The organism is Sulfurimonas sp. (assembly GCF_016744025.1).
Lineage (GTDB): Bacteria > Campylobacterota > Campylobacteria > Campylobacterales > Sulfurimonadaceae > Sulfurimonas.
In genome coordinates, this window is sequence record NZ_JADGFC010000043.1 from 1 (window position 1) to 18,282 (window position 18,282).

The window sequence follows — 18,282 nt, forward strand, 5'->3', positions numbered from 1 at the left end:
TGGTAACAAAATTATACCTAAATGTGCCTATTTATGGGCTTTAATACTTATATTAACTTCATGGATTTACTGGAATCTATGTGCGAAAGTTGAGTTAAATAATATAGTTCAGTAGAGAAAATTCTCTACTGAAACAACTTCAACACAGCCATAGGTGAACTAGAATTGATAGCCTGAACAATAGTTGTTGCATTGGCATTAACTCCATGATTTAGAGATTTTTCTACAAATTTATTTCTTATTTTAGTAGCTACTTCACTATGACCTTTTTGCATAAGTTTACTTGTATAATCTCTTACCATTCCAGCGACAGAGTTACTATCTTGATTTTGAGCTAATTTTGAGAATGCCTCGTTAGTGCTACTTGCAAAAGATATTTTTAAAGTAGGACTTATAAAACCAACGCTAGTAGGACTATAAAAAGTTGCTCCATTTAAATAGAGCAGTGGTAGAGCATTTGTTATAACAAGCGTATATTTTCCATTATTACAACTATAGCTATTTAAGTCACCTGCAAAATTACAATTAAATATATGAATTTGCTCGTAGTTATTAATAGATTTATATGCTTTTACAATAGCATTTTTCATATCAATATCAAATTTTTCAATTTCAAGATTTGGATATGCTTGTAACTGTTTTGTAGTTTTTTCAATCACTTTAGCTGTATAGTGCAAAATATTTATATAGCTTTGTAGCTTCTCTGTTTGCTCTCTACTTAAATTACCTTTCATTTGTGCTTTAGATTCATAGAATGATTTTGCATTCATATCTATAATATCTTCAGTCTCATCTATAAAATATGATGTTCCTATATCACTATTTTTTAGATAAAAAGCCTCTCTGCTCCATCCTAAATTTCTAAGTTCACTTAATATGTGAGGAATAGGATTTACAACAATATCCCAACTTCCATTATTGCTATTAGAAACAGTATGAGTCATTGATGTAATTTTACTAAGAGTATTTGTTGCAGTTGTTGACACTGATTTTTCATTACCCTTGGTTTTGCTCTTAGTCGTTGAATCGCTATTTTGATTAGAAGTCTGTTTGCTTTTTCTAATGGTGTTTTGCTCAGATTTATTTTTGCTAGTTTGATTCCCTATATCAGCATTTGCTGAAACAAAAATTAGTAGCATGATTAAAAAACTTTTCATCTTATTCTCCTTGATTTAGGGGAGCTTTAAGCCCCCTAATTTATATTTATTTTTTAAAATTTGTATATGATTTTTTTGATATTTTATAGAGATTATTAACTTTTTTATTGTTTAATAGAAATTTGTCAATCTTATCCCACTCTTTTGACAAAAGAAGTCCAGCAATTGTTAAAACTTCTTTTTGTTTTATATTTTTGCTTATATTTATTAACAAAAGAGAAGCAAAATCATCGTCTTCAAAATCATTGCAAGCAAGTATTATTTGAAGCTTGCCATCTTTTATATATAATTGCAAATAATTAGTTGTAAGCAAGAATCTATCAACTGTATTTTCTTGGCTTTTATTTGAATATATATATTCCAGAATAGCACTTGATAAATTGTAAATAGATAGTGAGCTTGATATTGTGTTTTCTTTTGTTTTTAAATTTACATTTTGAATATCTAACTTAGCTGGTAGTCGTCCCATGCTTATCATCGTGCCTAAAAAACCAGAATTAAAAGCATAAGCATACACTCCTGGATCAATATATCTCTTTTTTAGGTTTTTTGGATGTTTTACTAAAAAATTTCCTACTATTTCACCAAAATAGATTGAAGTATCTTTAAGCTTTTTTTCACTTTTTTTCACTCCTCTAATATATAATTGTATTGCTGCCTTATCTCCGCTAACTTCTTTTTTTGAAGTATTTCCAAAATTATCCTTCTTAGATAAAAAATTTACTTCATTGCTTTTATCACAAAACTTAGCATTTGCACCTGTACCTAAAACCATAACCGCTAAAATTAAAAATATACTCTTTTTCATTTTATTTTTCCCTTCCTTTAATCTATTAAAATATATCAACTTGCACTTGATATAAAACTTATTTCTTTCAATCCAATTTTGAACTATTTTTTTACTCCCTCTTTGCCCCCTTTTTTAATTTGAAATATACAATGATGCAATTTCAATCTCATTTTTTACTTCCTTCTATACTCTTTCACAAATTTCAAAAGGTCCTTTTTTGTTTTGACCACCATCAACTTCTATCCTTTGTTAGTACACTTTCTAAAATCATCTAATGCATCTCTTAAAGCGCACTCACACTCTTCATCTCTTGCTAATCCTATTTGTTGGAACATTCCAAACCAATAGTGTTCTTGTATAAAATTTATACGACTTACAGTCTCTTTGGTGAGTTCTATTTTTATTAAATTATTTTCCATTTTCTAGTCTTTCCCAAACTAAAAACCTATCTTCAGTCTTCATTGATGCTATTAGTATTTGTACTGCTTTAAAGTTTTGACCATCTAATCCCCAAAATCTTGATATGTGTAATGGATGTCTAAAGACAAGAGCTTTTAAAAAGTCTTCTACTGTTTCACTAACTCCACAATCTGCTTTAACTATTTTTTGCAGTTGTACTATAGCTTCAACTACTGTCATCCCTTATGACTCTTCTATATTTTTTATCTTGTCAAAAATTATCATCTCTTCAAATTTCACTGCTTCATTTGTACCTACTTTTGAAGTGTAATCAAATAGCTCCTTGAGATATTGCACTTCTCTTTCATCTAACTCTAATTTCATCTCTCTTCTCCTTACATTTTGTTACTATATCTATTCAGAAAATCACATATCACAATAAGCTTTTTGAAATATTTTCGTTTTGTTTTTTGGTTGCGAGATATCTATGTATTTATTTTCTATTTTTTTAATAGTAACCTCCATCTCATGAACTAAAACATTGATTTTCATTGCTGGATTTTCTATATACTTTTTAATGCCATTCTTATTCACAAAGACAGGTTTTAGTTTTGTTTTTAAAATATCTCTTGAACCGTCTATCTTTGCATAAATTTCAAACTTATTTAGTCTGTTTATTTCACTATCATCTATTAGGTTCTCTTTTACCATCTGTCTTTGAAGTTGACTTCTATCTGCCATAGAATGCATACCAAAGCTAAAGCTTTCATTATTTCTTATGACTGTAGTTTTGCCGAAAAGTTTTTCTAAGAACTGTGCTCCGTAGTTGTTTTTAAAGATAATAAATGAATTTGTTGTATCAAGTATACTCTCAGCTTGTTTATCTCCATACTTCTCTTTTATTTGTGAGTATGACTGCATTGCCATTAGTACTTTTATACCTTTACTTCTACCAACTGCTAGTGCTTTTTCAAGATTTTCACCTAAGACTTTTCCTAATCTTGGTAACTCATCAAAGATAAAATAGTAATCTTTATCTGTAGAGTCCTCTTGATCTAAAAGAGTTGATATAAGATATGATGAGATAACACCATATAAAGGTGCAAATATTTTGCTCAGATTATCTGTTGCCAATAAAAACAATTTACCACCATTTTTATCTTTTATCCAATCATCCAAATATATTTTTTCAGTATCTAAATCATCCATATATGCAAGATATTGAAGTATTTTAGCCTTTCTTGCAAGTGTTGAAAGTGTTGATTTAGTCTCTCTACTTGGCTCTCCACTGTCTGTAAAAAAGAGGAATGGGCTCGCAAGCAGTTTAGCCTCTTCATCTTTTAGTATTTTTTTTAACTCAATAGGATCTGATACTAGTTTGTGTATACTTTTATTGGAAAGATTTCTTTTTGCTGCGTAAACAAGTATAGCCTCCATAATTCCACGTCCAGCTGCAACAAAATGAGGATCATTGCTCTGTTCATCAGCAATTAATATTTCAGCTATAATCCCTGTATCTATTTTACTATGCAAAAGATTGACTAGATTAAATCTTACAGATCTTATATCAGAAGGACATATAAGAAAATCTGTTTTAGAATCAAAATGCTTCTCTACAAATTCACCTTTAACATCTATGATTATTTGCTTGCTCTCTTTTGGAGTCTGTTTTATAACTTGGTTTATTAAAACAGATTTTCCTTGTCCAGGTGCACCCATAATACATAATGCAGTAGCAAGTGAAATTCTAGCTATCTTTAAATCTTCTATTTTCTCATGATATTGTGAGTCTTCCTTGTCAAGATGCATCATAGGAATTCTAAAAGTCTCTTTGCATTTTATATCTTTGCTTAAAAGATACTCATCATTCATATACTTATCTATGTTTTTGTTGAAGCCCTCCAAAGTACAAAATTTTGAACCTTTTTGATAAACATCATCTGTTAACTCTTTTTCCTCCTTGTCTAGGGCTCCCTCTATTATAGGTTTTACATACAGCACTGTTAAAAAACTAAAAGCAACTCCACCAGCAAGAACGACAATAAATGATGAATCAAGAAAATCAAAACTCTCTCCGTATGGTAAATTCATCTCATTTATGAGCCCATAGATAAACCAACCCATAACAGCAATTATTAAAGGTGAATAATATAATGAGTTTTCAATAGCCCATGATTTCATCTCCATTTCTATTTCATGGCTTTTTTTCTCAACTGCCTTATATCTTTTTTTTTGCCTAATTCCCTCTGCAAAATTTTCATATTTCTTATTCATCATTTCCTCCAGAACTATTTTTAAAGTTTTTATTACTCAAACTTTCAATTTGTTTCTTATTTTCTAAACTCAACCTACTACCACTCTTTAAATTTTTAGCAATCTTTTTTAACTCTTTAATTAATATTGACTCTTCATATAGCATATTTATGAAAATCCATTGACCGCTAAAAGCTCTCTCTTCAATATCAAAGTCTAACTCTTTAAACTCATCTAATAAAAGTTTAAAACCCAGTTTCATAGAGTTTTTTTTGTTAATAGATTGTATGACTTCTAGCATTTCATCATCAGCTATATTTTTTAAAAATATAGCTTCTAGTTTTGATTTAAACAGACTTTTTTCAACATAAACTCTACTCTCACCTTTATTGTAAAAAATAGAATAAAAACTATCATTTACAACTAGTAAATGCTTTAAAAAATTCTCACTGTTTTTTACAAGTTCTTCTATGCTTTGAGCAGTAAAGTTAGTTAACTTCTTAACATCATTTTGCTGCTCAATTACCATCTTTTGTTCTTTTTTCTCAGCTTTTAGAAGTTTCATTTTTTGATGTATAGTTTTTTCAAACCGTTCATCTTTTTGTTTTTGAATAGCAAACTCTTTTTTGCTTAGATTTTTAGGTTTCTTTTTTATTTGCCAAGGGAAACGGGAAATGCTATCTATCTCCCTTGTTCCTTTCCCTCGCTCTTTCCTCTTTGTAGTGCTTTTGTTTGTTCTTGTTTTTGTGGCTCTTTCTTGACTTCTTGCTTCTGCTTGATTTTTTCTTTTTTCTTTTCTACTTTTTGAGTATCTTTTTTAATAGACTCTTTAGTTTCTTTTGATGCTTCTCTTTTATCTTTACTTAACTCAGATATTTTTGAGTTTTTATCAAAAACTAAATTATCTTTATGTTGTTCAACTCTATTTAAAACTCCAGCATTAAGCCCTTTGGATTCTGCTCGTGATAATTTTGTTTTTTTTGCAAAAGCATTTACATCTTTTTTCATAGATTTCAAATCCAACTTTCCATTTTTGAGATTATTTTTGATGAAGTAATCACCAGTTAAATTATTTAGCTCTTTTTTTGCATTTTGTGTTGGGATTTTAAGTTGATACATTTGTGATAAATTATCTTTAATATCTCTACTTACCATCATCTTGTTTCTAGAATCTTTTACGAAACCCTTAAATTTACTTTCTCTTTGTTTTGTAGTTGTATCAACTTTATCTAACTCTTTTGATTTTGTATCCGATTTTTCATGATATGAATTATGAGTTTTTTTAATAGCTTCAACTGATTTTTTTAAACCATAATTTAATGCTTTAAAGCCAATTTTAGCTGCTACTTTTCCTGCTTTAGCTAAATATGGTCCTGATTTATACAGTGCAACTCCACCAAGTGCACCACCACCAACTGCCATTGCCATACCTACAATAGGTGCTGATGCTGCTCCCATTCCTATACTAGTAAGTCCTAAAGCTTTTCCTACTCCAGCAACTCCATAAAGTTGTGCAGCAAGTGCACCTCCAGCTGCTCCACTAATAGTAGCAACATCTCTTTCTTTGCTGGAATCATTATGTCTAGTATATGAGTTAGCCATGCCAAAATTACTGTTTTTATGATTATTTGCTATACTTGAAAAATCAAGCATTCCAGCACCACTAAAACCCCCACTGTTTCTATAACTATTTGCAACATCTATAGCAGCTGCACTATAGGAACCACCACCATTTTTATAATTTTTATCTAAGTCAATCATTCTTTTATTCCTCCAAGCTCATAAGCTTTTAAGTCACTTTCATCTTTTAAAAAATTAAATCCATTTATTTCAATATTTCTCTTGTAATATTGTAAAGACTCTAGTAGTGATAAACTCTTTAGAAACTCCATTTCTCTAGTATCTTCTTCAGTAAAAGTTGGAAGTACATTGTTTTTATGGTGCCATTCCAAGCCATATGTAAAGCCATAACACATTAGAATTGCTAGAAAAAACATAATGATTTTTTCATCAAGAGGCATTTTTTCTCTTTGCTTATTCATCTTGTGCATCCTCAAAAACTACTGAGTAACCTATATCATTTGCTTCTTTTGCAATAGCTTCAGCTCTCTCTGGACCATCACTTATATCTGCATGTAGATTTAAAATTTGATGTCTAGTTGCAAAGCTATTCATTTCTAGTTTCATCATGCGAGGTAAAATCTCCCTAGTTAATAACTCTTCAACTTTTGCCATTTGTAAAACTGCCAAACCATTGTCAAAACTATAATGAAGTAGTCCATTTACAAACTCTTCCATACTCATATTATTGTCTTCTGCTGCTTTAATTACTGCCTCTGCTACTACTTCATTTAACTCTACTCTCATTTTATTTTCCTCGTTTTAAATTTTAGGAAGCCTTTTGACTTCCCTTTGTATATATTCAGAAATTTCTACTTTCCCCAATTATCCCACTCTTTGTTGAACTCTTTTTGAGACTTTTCCCACTCTTGATCAAAAGAATCTTTAAACTCAACTTCTTTAGATTGATTTGTTGTTTGTTTTAAACCAAACTCTCTAGCTGTTATCTCTCTTGCCATTTTGTTATTCTGAATAGCCATGTAAGAAAAAACTATTGTCAAAATAACTGATACTATTCCGAAACTCCATTTCATATTATTTCCTATTTTTGAACTGTAGGAAGTTTTTTTAACTCCCTTGTATGTGTTTAGAAACTAAATGTATAACCTAGTTTTAAACTGTTATTTTCACCATCATCTACACCTTTAAAATCAAATTTTTCATGTTCAAAAGATAGATTCCATCTCTTATAATTTACCTGCAAACTTACACCATACGCATCTTTCATATCTGCTCTATCAAGTGCAACTTTATAATTTAAAGTTGATAATAAAGATATCTCTTCATTTACCATATAACCAGCATTTGCATTCAAAGCAATGTAAGGGGCTTTTTGAGTCTCAACTTCATTTGTAACGATTGATGGAATATGTGGATCTGTTGAATGTATGGTTTTATGTTTTTGACTATCTAGTCTCATATAGCCTAATCCAGATTCAATCAATAAAAATCTATACTCATCAGCTATATATCCAAATGAATGAATAGGATTTGATACATATAAATCTTGATATGATTTACTCAATTTCAAACCAAATGTAGGTGAAATTAAAATATCCCCAAAACTATAGTTAGAGTTTGAATTTTGATATTTAAAATCCAAAAATCCCTCTTTTTTGTCTAAGTGTTTTAAATCAACTACCCCACCATTTATTTGTAAATAATTAGTTGGTGTCGGTGTTTGTATTACTACGCCTGATGTAACTTCATCACTTGCTACTAAACTCATTCCTAATCCTAGTGCTAAAATTGCACTTGTTTTTAAAACTCTTCTCATTGAAGACTCCTTATTTTTTGTTTTAGCTGTTAAGCTTTTATGTAAAATAAATAGGTATTTCACAAAAAAACTTAGTTGCTTCTATTCTTATTCAGAAATCTATTCTCAAAAGCCTCTAAGTTTTTAAAAACTCTAAAATCTTTTTCATTGCCTGTTTTTTCAATAACAAATTTTCTTAAATAATAACCCTTCAATATATTTATAAACTCTATTGCTATAAATTCATTCTCATGGAAAAAAATATCTAAGTCTGACTGTATAACCTCAAAGCCATTTTTCATACAATTTGCTTTTTCTAGTTTTTCTTTAAAAGAATTTTGAAACTCAATGTGAGCCTTATCATTAAACTCTATATTTTCAATCGCTATTAAAATGTTTTCTATAATATTTATTTGCAAATTCAACTCCCATTAGTAATTAACTTCTCTTGCCTATATTCAGAAATTTAAGATTTTAAAATACTCTTGCAAAAAGGCACCAGCAACGAAAAAAGATATATAAAAAATAGACTCTAAAATATGATATTTACTATGCCTCTCTATCTTTTTTGAGTTCTTGTTTAAAATATCTATGCTCTGATCTATTGAGATTGATATATTTTTAATATGTTTTGATTTGTCTACAAACTCTTTAAGATGATTGTCTATAATACTTTTCATCTGTTTATCAAGATTGTTACTAATAGCATTGCTTATTTCGTAGTTTAGAGACTTTGAAATAGTCTCTAAACTTTTAAGAGTATCTTTTAAATTTATACTCATGCTATCTGCCTCTTTAATTTCTTTGATTAAAGCTTTTGTGGATTCATTGAGATAAGAGACTTCGCCTATAAATTCATCAAACTCTTTTTTATCAAACATCTTCAAATCTTTCTAAATAATCTAATAAATCCCTATCTTTTAGTTTTTTAGCATAATAGATGATGTTACTTTTTGTACCTTCATCACTTAACATTGCATAGGTAATTATTTTCATCATTGAAGATATATCTTTTATATTGAGTACAAAGGCTAGAGAGGATTTTGCCTCTCTTAGCTCTTGTATTGTTGCCTCCAGTGTTTTTGTTGCAAAATTCAATTCATCTATAAATTCTTCTTGCTTCATTTTATAACTCGCCTTTAATATTCTCTAAAAACTTATCTAAAAAATCTTTAGCTGCTTTATGTCTTCTAAATTCTCTCAACTCTTTTAAGTACTGCTTTTTATTGTCACCATAATTTTTAAAAAGTGTTTTACTAAAATCAGGTATTGATATACCTATTGCAGGTTTTGCAAAATCAGATATTGTCATTCTGTTAATTGCTGCTAGCTCAAACAGTGGAGATGCTGGTATAGTTATCGTTCTAGGTTTATTCAATTTTTCATGATAACTCTCAACTCCAAGATTTTCATTACCAAACCAAAATATCCAATCATCTTTTATGGTAGAGAAATCAGTGACGCCATTAAATGCAAAAATAATCTCCTTGCCTTTTAAAAGACGTGTCATATCTTCGGCATTTTTTGCCTGCATAAAGGAGTTCATTATTGGAATTATAAATGTGACTTTTGCATAATCATCAAGGGCTAACTCTTTTATCTGAGAAATGATTTCTTTCGTGTCATTTCCTCCACCACAATCAATAATTAAAACTTCCTCGGTATCATCTAGTAATTTAAAAGTTATCTCCTCTAACTTATCTTTACATTCATCTAATTTAATACTTTCAAAATTTTTGATAGACATACTATCTTGAAAAATATTAGATTGATTATTGTCATCTATCTCTAGTATTTCACATCCTGGAAATACCGCTGGTAAAACATGTGTTGCTATAGTTGTTTTTCCGACTCCGCCTTTAGTGTTTGCAATTACAAATACTTTTTTCATCTTTTTGTTCCTTGGTTTATTGGTTTGTTGTTTAATTTTTAATGCATTTAGCAAAACCTCTTTATCAAATACTCCTTATATCTATATTCAGAAAATCATTTTTTCTATTTAATCATCTGGTTCATATTTACTCTCCTTCATGTGGCATCGCTCATACAACCTCCTTGTCTTTGTTCTGTAGAGCATTCTAGATACAGAATCAACACCTGGTAAATTTATTAGCCTCTCAGCCTCATTTACATACTCAGCTAAAAACAGAAAATAGCAATAAACTATTTGATCATCATCACAAAGATTTAAAAAATTTTCATCTATTATGGGCTTCGGTGGTGGCGGAATATATGAGCTTGTAGACTTTTTTTGTTTTAAGTAAGGTTGAATTTTGTTATTAGAATCTTGCTCTTTTAGAGTTGCTTTAGCAGGTGTTGATATATGACTTGTTTTTTGCTCTATTTCTACTGTCAATGCTGGTATTTTTTTAGCTTTACTCTCAAGATTTTTATAATATTTACAAATAGTTGTTTTATCAACACTTGTTTTTTTGTATTCAATCAAGTAGTCTCTAATTTGTTCATAGGAATATCCATAATCTCTCAAATCAATTATCTCCAATCTAAACTCTTCCAATTTAGAAATCCTTCCTTTTGGCTTATTTTGTTTTGTAAATTTTTCTAATTGTTCTTGTTGCATTGTCATATCCACCTTTAAAAATTAGTACTCTCTATATACATTCAGAATTGAACGGAATTGAACTGATTTACATAATTGAATGAAATTGAAAATTGATTGAACGAGATTGAAAATAACTTTTAACAAACCTCGATAGCATAAGCATTTAAGAGCATTGCAATTTTTTTGAGATTTTAGAAAGTCTTAGTAAAGCCCTGAATTTAGGAGCTCACAGAGCTTTCAACACCTTGCGTAAGGTGTCTAAGAAAAAAGAGAGGATATTTTAAACCAAATCTAAGTTTCAAAAGTAAAATTATGTAATTTTTAAAAAAAATATGAAATAGTAAAAAAGGGCGAATTTTATCACTCGTTTGAGATAAATTAGCATTTTCTGAATAGGTATATAGAACATTATACAAAGGAGATAAGTGTGTGAAAAATATAAATTATAAAACTGTAAAAAATTTAGATATAGAAAAATGCAAGAGTTATGATGTAGCAAACTATGGAAAAAATTTAGCAATTGAAATTGGGCTAAGTGATAACTCTGTTGATACTATTTACACTTGTGGTCTTTTGCATGATGTAGGTAAAACCATAATTCCAAAAACTATTTTAAATAAAAATGGACCATTAAATAATGATGAGTGGGATGTAATGAAAACTCATACAATTACTGGTTATATGCTTTTAAAAAATAGCAAATATAAAAAAGCTAGTATAGTTGCATTAACTCATCATGAAAAATGGGATGGTACTGGTTATCCTTTTGGTTTGAAGAAAAATGATATTCCTCTCGAGTCCAAAATAATATCAGTTGTTGATGTATTTGATGCTCTTCGTAGTAAAAGAGCATATAAAGAATCTTGGAAGCTTGATAGAGTAGTTGATTATATGATGAAAGAAAGAGAGTTACATTTTGATCCTGACGTATTAGATGTCTTTTTAAAAAAGTTACCCAATTGCTAAAAATATCGGCTGCACTTCGTGCAGAAGAAAGCTATAACGCTTACGCATTATAGCTCCAACTCTTTTGTGTAAATCATTTTAGGCGAAATTTGATTTTATAAAATTTAGCTTAAATCTTCAAATCTCAATTTTAATTCTTGCCACTCTTTATCAGTTAAGCTTTTAATCCAAAATAAATTAGGATTTATCATATAGTATTCATTTGTAATTTTTTTAAGGTACTCTTTTTCTAATAATTTATTGAGGTTATTCCTTAATGCTCTATCATTGCATTTAAAAATATTAGCCAACTCTTTTATTTTTAAAACTATAGTATAGTCTGAAGTGTTACATTCGTTTTTTAAATGCAGTAAAAGTTTAATTCCTGTTTGTGATGGTACTGCCAACAAAGCATCATCATACATCATCATAGTTCTCCAATATTTTTTAGGCCCCATATATAATTTTTTCCTCTTTTTAAGATTCAAATCATATATATACTCTCCAGTTGTATTACTGATAATAGATAATTCACTATAATTGCTGCTGCTCATGATATACCTTCTAAATAAACTCAGATTGATTATATCATAGTGTAACTTAGATTACACTTTACAGTAAAAATAATTACATTATAAAAACCTATTAAAAGTTCCTTTCCAGGGGCTTTCTAACTATATTCAGAAATTAGGAGTTATATATAGTCTTATTAACTAAAATTATACCTAAAAAAAATTATAGTGTGATTAACATTCTACAACATAGTTATTATATTGGGCGTTACATGCCTGTTTGTAGAAAACTAGGCAAGGAACTATATGAAGTAATCAGTCTTCTTGATGATTTTCTTTTTCAAGTTCTTTTATCTCTCTTGCAATAATTCTAAAAGGGTAACCAACTAAAGCACCTGCTGCTTGGTAAACTAAAGCGCCAACAAAAACAGGAACAAGCACTATTTTTAATGCTGTTTCTATAGTTGTAGATTCATTTTTATCTTTATCAAATGCATTTGCAAAAAGTAAAGATGTGCATAGTAAAATTGTAAATAATTTTTTCATATTCTACCTTTTTTAAATAAGGGAGCTTTAACTCCCTTATTATAAGTATAGAGAATTTTAAAATCCAAAAACATCATGAATTTTAATTCTTAGTATAACTCCAGCTGCTACTATGATCATAGAAACAGGAACCGCCCATCTAACAGTAGTCTCAATCGTGTGTAGTAAATTCATAATATTTCTCCATATATTTTTTCCATGTTTGTAAACCATTCAGCTTCTTGTTCCTCAGTCATGCTATCTCCTGTATCTAAAGAGTATAAATCTCTTATATCCTCGTTACAGTAATTATATTCATCGACTTCTTCTATTCTAACATCTATATTTTGCATCTCATTCTCCTTATATACATATATTATACCTATATTTGTATTATAAAAAGCTTAAATTAAATATATTTATGGTATATTTATAAAAAATATTTAGGAGTGTTTGTATGAGAATTTGGAATAAAATTTTTAAAGATATTGAGCTTGCAGGGCATTTAGAAGTTAGCTTGCAAGCCGTTAGACAATATCCAAAAAATAAATTAGAACTTATGAGGCTTGGCTTTGCTTGTATAAAATTAAAAATTAATTATAATGATTTATTGGAATTTAGCAAAAATAAAGAAGATACTGCCAGTTAAATTGAATAACTCTTCGTAATAAGTAGTTGAAATTCACCAGTCAATATTTATTAAAGCCCTAATTAAAGGGCTTATTTTAGCTAAAATAGAGAATGTAAACTATTCCAATAGCAACTATCGATAAAAGTGCTAATGAGCCTTTTATGCTTTTACCGCTTTTTTTACCTGTGCCTCCGCCATTGCTATAACCAAACTGATCATAGTTATTATGTTGATAGTGGCTATTACTCTTGTGTGCATCATCTAAGTTCCCTCTGTTTTTATATGCATCTCTTTCATTACCGTAATGGTTACTACCTCCTTTTGAATTGTTGCCATAGGCTCCTGACATTGTATCTTCATGTGCATTGTCATAACTCATACTTTCTCCTTGTTTGAATTTAGGAAGTTTTACAACTCCCTTACTTACTATTCAGAAAATATACTCTCAAAAGTTTTGTTATATTTTCCAAACTCTTTTATATAGGTTTTTAAATCTAAAAAATCATTGAAACTTTTTAGCTTTATTTTAAAAACTCTATCTTGTAAATTTGTTAGTTCTGAAACTTTTAAAATATCCTCTTTTGCTAGATGTTTTCTAATATGCAGATTTCCATCTTCGCTATGCTCTCCAAGGGATATATTTTCATCTTCTCTTTGTACATCATTTTGTCCTGCATAGTTTTTTAGATATTGAACTGTAAAATTATCTCCAATTCTAAAAAATATTTTTGTGCTGCAACTAGAAAAAATGGTATTAAACTCCCTTCCATAAATTTCTTCTAATCTTGCTAAATCTTGTACAGTTACAAATACACTAGCACCTTTACTTCTTCCATTTGTGATTAAGTCTACTACTGAACTAAGTTTGTTTAGCATTCCTAACTCTTCTAGTATAAAATATACTCTTCTACTTAAATCATCATCTAAGCTTAAAAGTTGTTTTGAAGTAAAATCTACAAAGAGAGTTAAAAGAGGTGCTATCATCTCTTTTATATCTTTTCTATTTGTTGTAAAGATTGCATTATTTAGAGGGGAGTTAATCCATTTTTTAATGCTAAAATCTCCATCTTTTAAATACTTCAAGCTTCTTGTATAATCTTCTAGTGTACTTAAGATACTTGCTGCTTGTTTGTCAGCTTCTAAGAGCTTTGTAATTGCATTATTGTTTAGTGTCTTAATTATTTCTTTTCTAGTCATGTTTAAATAAAAAGCTATATGCTCATTCTTAGTAAGATTTTTATTTTTACAAAATTTTAAAATTTCTATCAAAATATTTCTAGCACTATTGTTCCAAAATGGGTCTACATTTACTGGCGGAGTGGGGATTAAAGAGTGTGATATACTTTCAATGTCTATAATGCTATTGATATCATTAAATATACTCCATTCCAAACTTCTTTCATCTAAGGGATTAAATATATGATCTTTTGTTGGATTATAAAATTTTGCAGTAAAATCCATTTTATTATCATGAATTATCATCTTTTTTTCTCTTAGTTTTAAATCTGCTAAGATTTGATCAATAAGAACTGTTTTACCAGCTCCACTTTGACCTAAGATAAAAAAGTGAGATGTTTCATCTTCACCAGGTATAACAATAGAGTTTTTTCTATATGATAATTCTGTTTTTTTATTTGGAGTATTTTTATCTTTATCTACTAAAATATGCTCTTTTTTGTTAAATCCACCTAGTTTTATTCCTTGAGCTTTTTTATTTAACTTGTTATACTCGCTTATATGCTGATTTGGACTGTTCTCTTTATCTTGGGTTGTTTTTGTTCTTTTTATGAAAAATAGCCATCCTAAAGGTGCTATAAACGATAAAATAAAAGATATTGTAAGTGGAAGAGCTGTTATATTTTTTAAAATTCTTCTGAACTCTTGTATTTCTGCCTCAAATTCATTAGATATACTACTTTTAAAAAGGGGTACATGCTTTTTAATACTATATATAAGTGTGTGTTTAACTCCTTGAAATAAATAAACTTTATCACTGTTTTTTAGATGATTAAAACTTGAAAATGTTAAAACAAAAAAGGATATAAATCCAACTATCCAGATAATTATAAGCTTTGAAATAAACTCAAAACTAAACCTCAAACTTGTTTCTATATTTCTACTCTCTCTTGCTGTGGTAAACATATATATCTCCTGGTGTATAAATTTAAGTAACTTGGTTACTCTTTTTATATTCAGAAAATAACTGCACTATCTTTTAGTGCCATAAAATATATACTATTATGAATGATTTTATAATTTTCATAATAAGAATATTACATATAAATTTTTCAAATACTTAGCATTAAATTCTATATCTGTTACTGTGACACTTAATGTGACATTAAGTTTAATATTGATAATATTTTAATAAATAAGGAAATATATGAAAGATGACAACAGTACTGTAACGGTAAGGATATCAAGAGTTTGCATGGATTTTGTAAAGAATTTCGCGAGTAAAAATGATGTTAGTAATTCTGAACAAATCAACACTATAGTTAAAACTTATGAACATTTCTCCCCATCAAATATTGTAATGGATGGTTTCATTAATGAGAGATATAAACAAAAAAATAAAATTGAAGAACGCTTTACATATGAAACACTTTATATTCTTTATAGATACGCAATAAAAAAGAACAATAAATACAAGGATTATTACCACTTTTCTGCCATTCTTAGCAAATGGATGATAACTACATATTATATTGAAACTCATATGGAAATTTATGAAGAGTATGATGGTGGACCAAATGCTAAAAATAGCAGAGAGACAGCACGTTTTCTATTAGGAGAAAAATTTGAAGATTTTATAAAAATAGCTAAAAACATAATACAGCAAGCCCAAAAAGTTGAGTATGATGACAATATTTATGGCGAAAGATTAACAGATTATATTTACATGCTTTGCTTAAGTAACAAAAAGCTAGAAATACTTTTTCTTGATGATTGTGTAAAAACTAGAGAAAAGATGCTGTTTGATCTTACTGAAAAATTAAAAGATAACTTTTCAAAAGAATTATCTAGTCAACCCTATATTTCTTTTCAGGATTTTTTTGGTGTCAAGCATATAATTTCTAAAATTCTAATTGATTATTACCAAGCTCCAAAAAGCTTTATTATCCCTAGTTATGTGTCAGAGTCTTTTATATGTGACTTGCTAGATAATTTACATCGCATAATATATGCGCAAAGAAGAGATCCTTATTCAAAATCGATTACAGCTGCTCTTAAGATAGGTTTAGAGGTTGCAAAGCTTGAAATGTATGAGTCATCATATCATAACTATTTTGCCAATAAGTTAGAATCTAAAGAAAAAAATTTACTCAATGCACTACAAGAAGATATTAACACTTTTCAAAAAGATGAGATTGTTAATAACGTTACTGCTGAATTTGTTACAAGAGTTCCTTTGCAAGTTTGCCAGCAAACACTAAGTGCAGGATGTAACTTTCTTGAGTTTTCAAAAGCTAGACAATCTGTAAATCAAAACTTTCTTGATATATTTTGGCCAACTTTGAAATACATTATAGAAAAAGACAGCTTACCTTTATTACTTAATCCAAACAAAGTTATTGAATATGGTGGTGATAAAAATTTTATTAATGAATATGGATTATTTAAAGGAAGTTATATTACTTCTGATAATAATCCTTTTACTATTTATGCATATGAAAATAATTTTAAACAACTGAGATGTTCTATAAAATATAAAAAAGATGACTATTCATTTAATTGTGAACTTGATATAGAAACAATAAATAAATTAGAAGTGTTAATGCGATTACAAAAGGAATACTTAAATACTGTATTTACTTCAAAACTTGGTGTAACTGTGGAAATTGAGGCAAAAGGAAGCATCTATTTTAGAGGAAAGAATTTTAATATTTCTATAAACAAAAACATAAGTAATAAGTTTTATGAAGTTATTAAAAAATTTAAACATAGCAAAGATTATGAAAATATCTTAATAGCTAATAGACTTCACCATGGTGAATTATAGGATAAAAGCTGGAGAATTAAGTAAAACTAAACTCTACATGTAAGCTTGAATGAGAGCGTTGAAAATTTCATGTAACATAAATTCTGATAGGAGAAATCCTATCACACCTAAGCTTTAAGTTTCAGCTCTCCTTCCAGTCTACCCTTAAAGAATATAGCTAATTGAGAGATGGTAAGATTCAAATTTCAAACAGGCATATTCCACTTTGTTTTAGCATTCTAAATTCCCATATAAGTAGTTTTAGTAAATTTCTTAAATTATCTATGAACAAATTTTAAAAATAGCTTGACGTCTGAATTTGCCAACAGATCTACAAGATTTGATGATAGGTTTTATTGTATACTTTACCTAATGCTCAAATTTCACATCTTTATATTCAATAAAATCATCATTATTATTAAAATATCCATAACCACTTATTTCAGAAGTACCTAAAAAATCATTTCTATCAAAAGTTTTTTCAGTATTTCTAACTTGTTTTTCTCCCCATAATACCCAAAAAATTGTATACTCATTTTTATCTAAAAAATCTAATAAAAGTTTTTTGTTAGCAGCTAAAACACCATTTGTATTATATTCAGATACATTATAACTATTGACAGTAGGGTCAAAAAATACTGTTTCTTTATTATCATTAATCCACTCACCATCATTTAATGATTGTTTTAATTTCATTTTTTCTATAAACCATTTGTTAGGTAGTTTAATCTCAATTTCTTCTTCTACAGATAAGTCATAGCTCTTACCTTCATTAAAATACCCCGTTGAAGTTAATAAAACTTTTACAGGTATTATTGAGTTTGTATCATTAAACGCATTATCCCAAGTCTTTTGCCCATAGTAATCATTATCTATATATCCATAAGAATTACTATTTGGATATTCTCTTAAATACGTATCATTAAAATGAATAGATTCAGGCATTTTTCTAGCATAAAAATTTTGTTTTTCTATCCATGCGATAAGCTCACTCATTTTTTCTTTTTTTACTATAAAAGAGTCTAAATTGTAATATAAATTTCTATATTTTTCATTATCTTTATTTCCATTCAATGAAAAATTTATATTTAGCAAAAAATATTCTAAGTTATTATTTTTAATATTAATAATGTCTAATATATTTGGTAA

General features: G+C 28.5%; 26 protein-coding genes. 3 read left to right on the forward strand and 23 right to left on the reverse strand.

Translation table 11 applies throughout. The features are described from left to right. Positions 1–125 precede the first annotated feature (125 nt). From QZZ48_RS07845 to QZZ48_RS07925, 17 genes are all read right to left on the reverse strand, one after another. Complete coding sequence (locus QZZ48_RS07845; RefSeq protein WP_294964023.1) at positions 126–1,157, reverse strand: hypothetical protein; 1,032 nt, start codon at positions 1,155–1,157, stop codon at positions 126–128. A 46-nt stretch (positions 1,158–1,203) separates the two neighbouring features. Then, positions 1,204–2,004: a hypothetical protein gene (locus QZZ48_RS07850; protein WP_294964026.1), complete on the reverse strand. Its 801-nt coding sequence runs from the start codon at positions 2,002–2,004 to the stop codon at positions 1,204–1,206. Positions 2,005–2,186: 182 nt separating this feature from the next. After that, positions 2,187–2,366, reverse strand: coding sequence for a hypothetical protein (locus QZZ48_RS07855; protein ID WP_294964028.1), 180 nt, complete (start codon positions 2,364–2,366; stop codon positions 2,187–2,189). After that, positions 2,356–2,586, reverse strand: a complete 231-nt coding sequence (locus QZZ48_RS07860; RefSeq protein WP_294964031.1) for a hypothetical protein — start codon at positions 2,584–2,586, stop codon at positions 2,356–2,358. Before QZZ48_RS07860 ends, QZZ48_RS07855 begins: the two co-directional genes overlap by 11 nt. Before the next feature lie 3 nt (positions 2,587–2,589). Then, the gene (locus QZZ48_RS07865; protein ID WP_294964033.1) at positions 2,590–2,730 is read right to left on the reverse strand and encodes a hypothetical protein; all 141 of its coding nucleotides are present in this window, start codon (positions 2,728–2,730) and stop codon (positions 2,590–2,592) included. Positions 2,731–2,772: 42 nt separating this feature from the next. Further along, the gene (locus QZZ48_RS07870) at positions 2,773–4,620 is read right to left on the reverse strand and encodes a type IV secretion system DNA-binding domain-containing protein (RefSeq protein WP_294964036.1); all 1,848 of its coding nucleotides are present in this window, start codon (positions 4,618–4,620) and stop codon (positions 2,773–2,775) included. Next, positions 4,613–5,164: a hypothetical protein gene (locus QZZ48_RS07875; protein ID WP_294964039.1), complete on the reverse strand. Its 552-nt coding sequence runs from the start codon at positions 5,162–5,164 to the stop codon at positions 4,613–4,615. The genes QZZ48_RS07870 and QZZ48_RS07875 overlap by 8 nt, the downstream gene beginning before the upstream one ends. Before the next feature lie 116 nt (positions 5,165–5,280). Next, the gene (locus QZZ48_RS07880; RefSeq protein WP_294964042.1) at positions 5,281–6,360 is read right to left on the reverse strand and encodes a hypothetical protein; all 1,080 of its coding nucleotides are present in this window, start codon (positions 6,358–6,360) and stop codon (positions 5,281–5,283) included. Then, on the reverse strand, positions 6,357–6,641 hold the full coding sequence (locus tag QZZ48_RS07885; RefSeq protein WP_294964045.1) for a hypothetical protein: 285 nt from the start codon (positions 6,639–6,641) through the stop codon (positions 6,357–6,359). The genes QZZ48_RS07880 and QZZ48_RS07885 overlap by 4 nt, the downstream gene beginning before the upstream one ends. After that, entirely contained in the window at positions 6,634–6,966 is a 333-nt protein-coding gene (locus QZZ48_RS07890) for a hypothetical protein (RefSeq protein WP_294964047.1), read from the reverse strand. The genes QZZ48_RS07885 and QZZ48_RS07890 overlap by 8 nt, the downstream gene beginning before the upstream one ends. Before the next feature lie 65 nt (positions 6,967–7,031). Next, positions 7,032–7,253 carry a hypothetical protein gene (locus QZZ48_RS07895; RefSeq protein ID WP_294964048.1) on the reverse strand — a complete coding sequence of 74 codons (222 nt, stop codon included), beginning with the start codon at positions 7,251–7,253 and terminating at the stop codon, positions 7,032–7,034. 53 nt (positions 7,254–7,306) lie between these two features. Continuing rightward, on the reverse strand, positions 7,307–7,996 hold the full coding sequence (locus QZZ48_RS07900) for a hypothetical protein (protein WP_294964051.1): 690 nt from the start codon (positions 7,994–7,996) through the stop codon (positions 7,307–7,309). Positions 7,997–8,067: 71 nt separating this feature from the next. Continuing rightward, positions 8,068–8,394 (reverse strand): hypothetical protein, encoded by a 327-nt coding sequence (locus QZZ48_RS07905; protein ID WP_294964054.1) that lies wholly within the window; start codon positions 8,392–8,394, stop codon positions 8,068–8,070. A gap of 39 nt (positions 8,395–8,433) precedes the next feature. Further along, positions 8,434–8,856, reverse strand: a complete 423-nt coding sequence (locus QZZ48_RS07910; protein ID WP_294964057.1) for a hypothetical protein — start codon at positions 8,854–8,856, stop codon at positions 8,434–8,436. Further along, positions 8,849–9,100 carry a hypothetical protein gene (locus QZZ48_RS07915; protein ID WP_294964059.1) on the reverse strand — a complete coding sequence of 84 codons (252 nt, stop codon included), beginning with the start codon at positions 9,098–9,100 and terminating at the stop codon, positions 8,849–8,851. Before QZZ48_RS07915 ends, QZZ48_RS07910 begins: the two co-directional genes overlap by 8 nt. A 1-nt stretch (position 9,101) precedes the next feature. After that, positions 9,102–9,866, reverse strand: a complete 765-nt coding sequence (locus QZZ48_RS07920; protein WP_294964061.1) for a hypothetical protein — start codon at positions 9,864–9,866, stop codon at positions 9,102–9,104. A 108-nt stretch (positions 9,867–9,974) separates the two neighbouring features. Then, complete coding sequence (locus tag QZZ48_RS07925) at positions 9,975–10,556, reverse strand: hypothetical protein (RefSeq protein WP_294964064.1); 582 nt, start codon at positions 10,554–10,556, stop codon at positions 9,975–9,977. Positions 10,557–10,967: 411 nt separating this feature from the next. Here QZZ48_RS07925 and QZZ48_RS07930 point away from each other — a divergent pair, with 411 nt between their 5' ends. Then, positions 10,968–11,504 carry an HD domain-containing phosphohydrolase gene (locus tag QZZ48_RS07930; RefSeq protein ID WP_294964067.1) on the forward strand — a complete coding sequence of 179 codons (537 nt, stop codon included), beginning with the start codon at positions 10,968–10,970 and terminating at the stop codon, positions 11,502–11,504. A 104-nt stretch (positions 11,505–11,608) separates the two neighbouring features. Here the strand turns inward: QZZ48_RS07930 and QZZ48_RS07935 are convergent, their stop codons facing one another. The 3 genes from QZZ48_RS07935 to QZZ48_RS07945 all read right to left on the reverse strand — a co-directional run bounded on the left by QZZ48_RS07935 (position 11,609) and on the right by QZZ48_RS07945 (position 12,873). After that, positions 11,609–12,037 carry a hypothetical protein gene (locus QZZ48_RS07935; protein ID WP_294964070.1) on the reverse strand — a complete coding sequence of 143 codons (429 nt, stop codon included), beginning with the start codon at positions 12,035–12,037 and terminating at the stop codon, positions 11,609–11,611. Between the two features lie 273 nt (positions 12,038–12,310). Next, positions 12,311–12,541, reverse strand: coding sequence for a hypothetical protein (locus QZZ48_RS07940; RefSeq protein ID WP_294964073.1), 231 nt, complete (start codon positions 12,539–12,541; stop codon positions 12,311–12,313). Positions 12,542–12,711: 170 nt separating this feature from the next. Continuing rightward, complete coding sequence (locus QZZ48_RS07945) at positions 12,712–12,873, reverse strand: hypothetical protein (protein WP_294964076.1); 162 nt, start codon at positions 12,871–12,873, stop codon at positions 12,712–12,714. A 104-nt stretch (positions 12,874–12,977) separates the two neighbouring features. Between QZZ48_RS07945 and QZZ48_RS07950 the strand changes: the two genes are divergently transcribed. Further along, positions 12,978–13,169 carry a hypothetical protein gene (locus tag QZZ48_RS07950; RefSeq protein WP_294964079.1) on the forward strand — a complete coding sequence of 64 codons (192 nt, stop codon included), beginning with the start codon at positions 12,978–12,980 and terminating at the stop codon, positions 13,167–13,169. 76 nt (positions 13,170–13,245) lie between these two features. On the opposite strand, the gene QZZ48_RS07955 is transcribed toward QZZ48_RS07950, so the two are convergent. Further along, positions 13,246–13,530 carry a hypothetical protein gene (locus QZZ48_RS07955; RefSeq protein ID WP_294964081.1) on the reverse strand — a complete coding sequence of 95 codons (285 nt, stop codon included), beginning with the start codon at positions 13,528–13,530 and terminating at the stop codon, positions 13,246–13,248. 47 nt (positions 13,531–13,577) lie between these two features. Beyond that, the gene (locus QZZ48_RS07960) at positions 13,578–15,293 is read right to left on the reverse strand and encodes a type IV secretion system DNA-binding domain-containing protein (protein ID WP_294964084.1); all 1,716 of its coding nucleotides are present in this window, start codon (positions 15,291–15,293) and stop codon (positions 13,578–13,580) included. A 241-nt stretch (positions 15,294–15,534) separates the two neighbouring features. Between QZZ48_RS07960 and QZZ48_RS07965 the strand changes: the two genes are divergently transcribed. Then, complete coding sequence (locus tag QZZ48_RS07965; RefSeq protein ID WP_294964087.1) at positions 15,535–17,154, forward strand: hypothetical protein; 1,620 nt, start codon at positions 15,535–15,537, stop codon at positions 17,152–17,154. Positions 17,155–17,502: 348 nt separating this feature from the next. Here the strand turns inward: QZZ48_RS07965 and QZZ48_RS07970 are convergent. Beyond that, positions 17,503–18,282: hypothetical protein (locus QZZ48_RS07970; RefSeq protein WP_294964090.1), on the reverse strand; the 780-nt coding region annotated here is incomplete at its 5' end.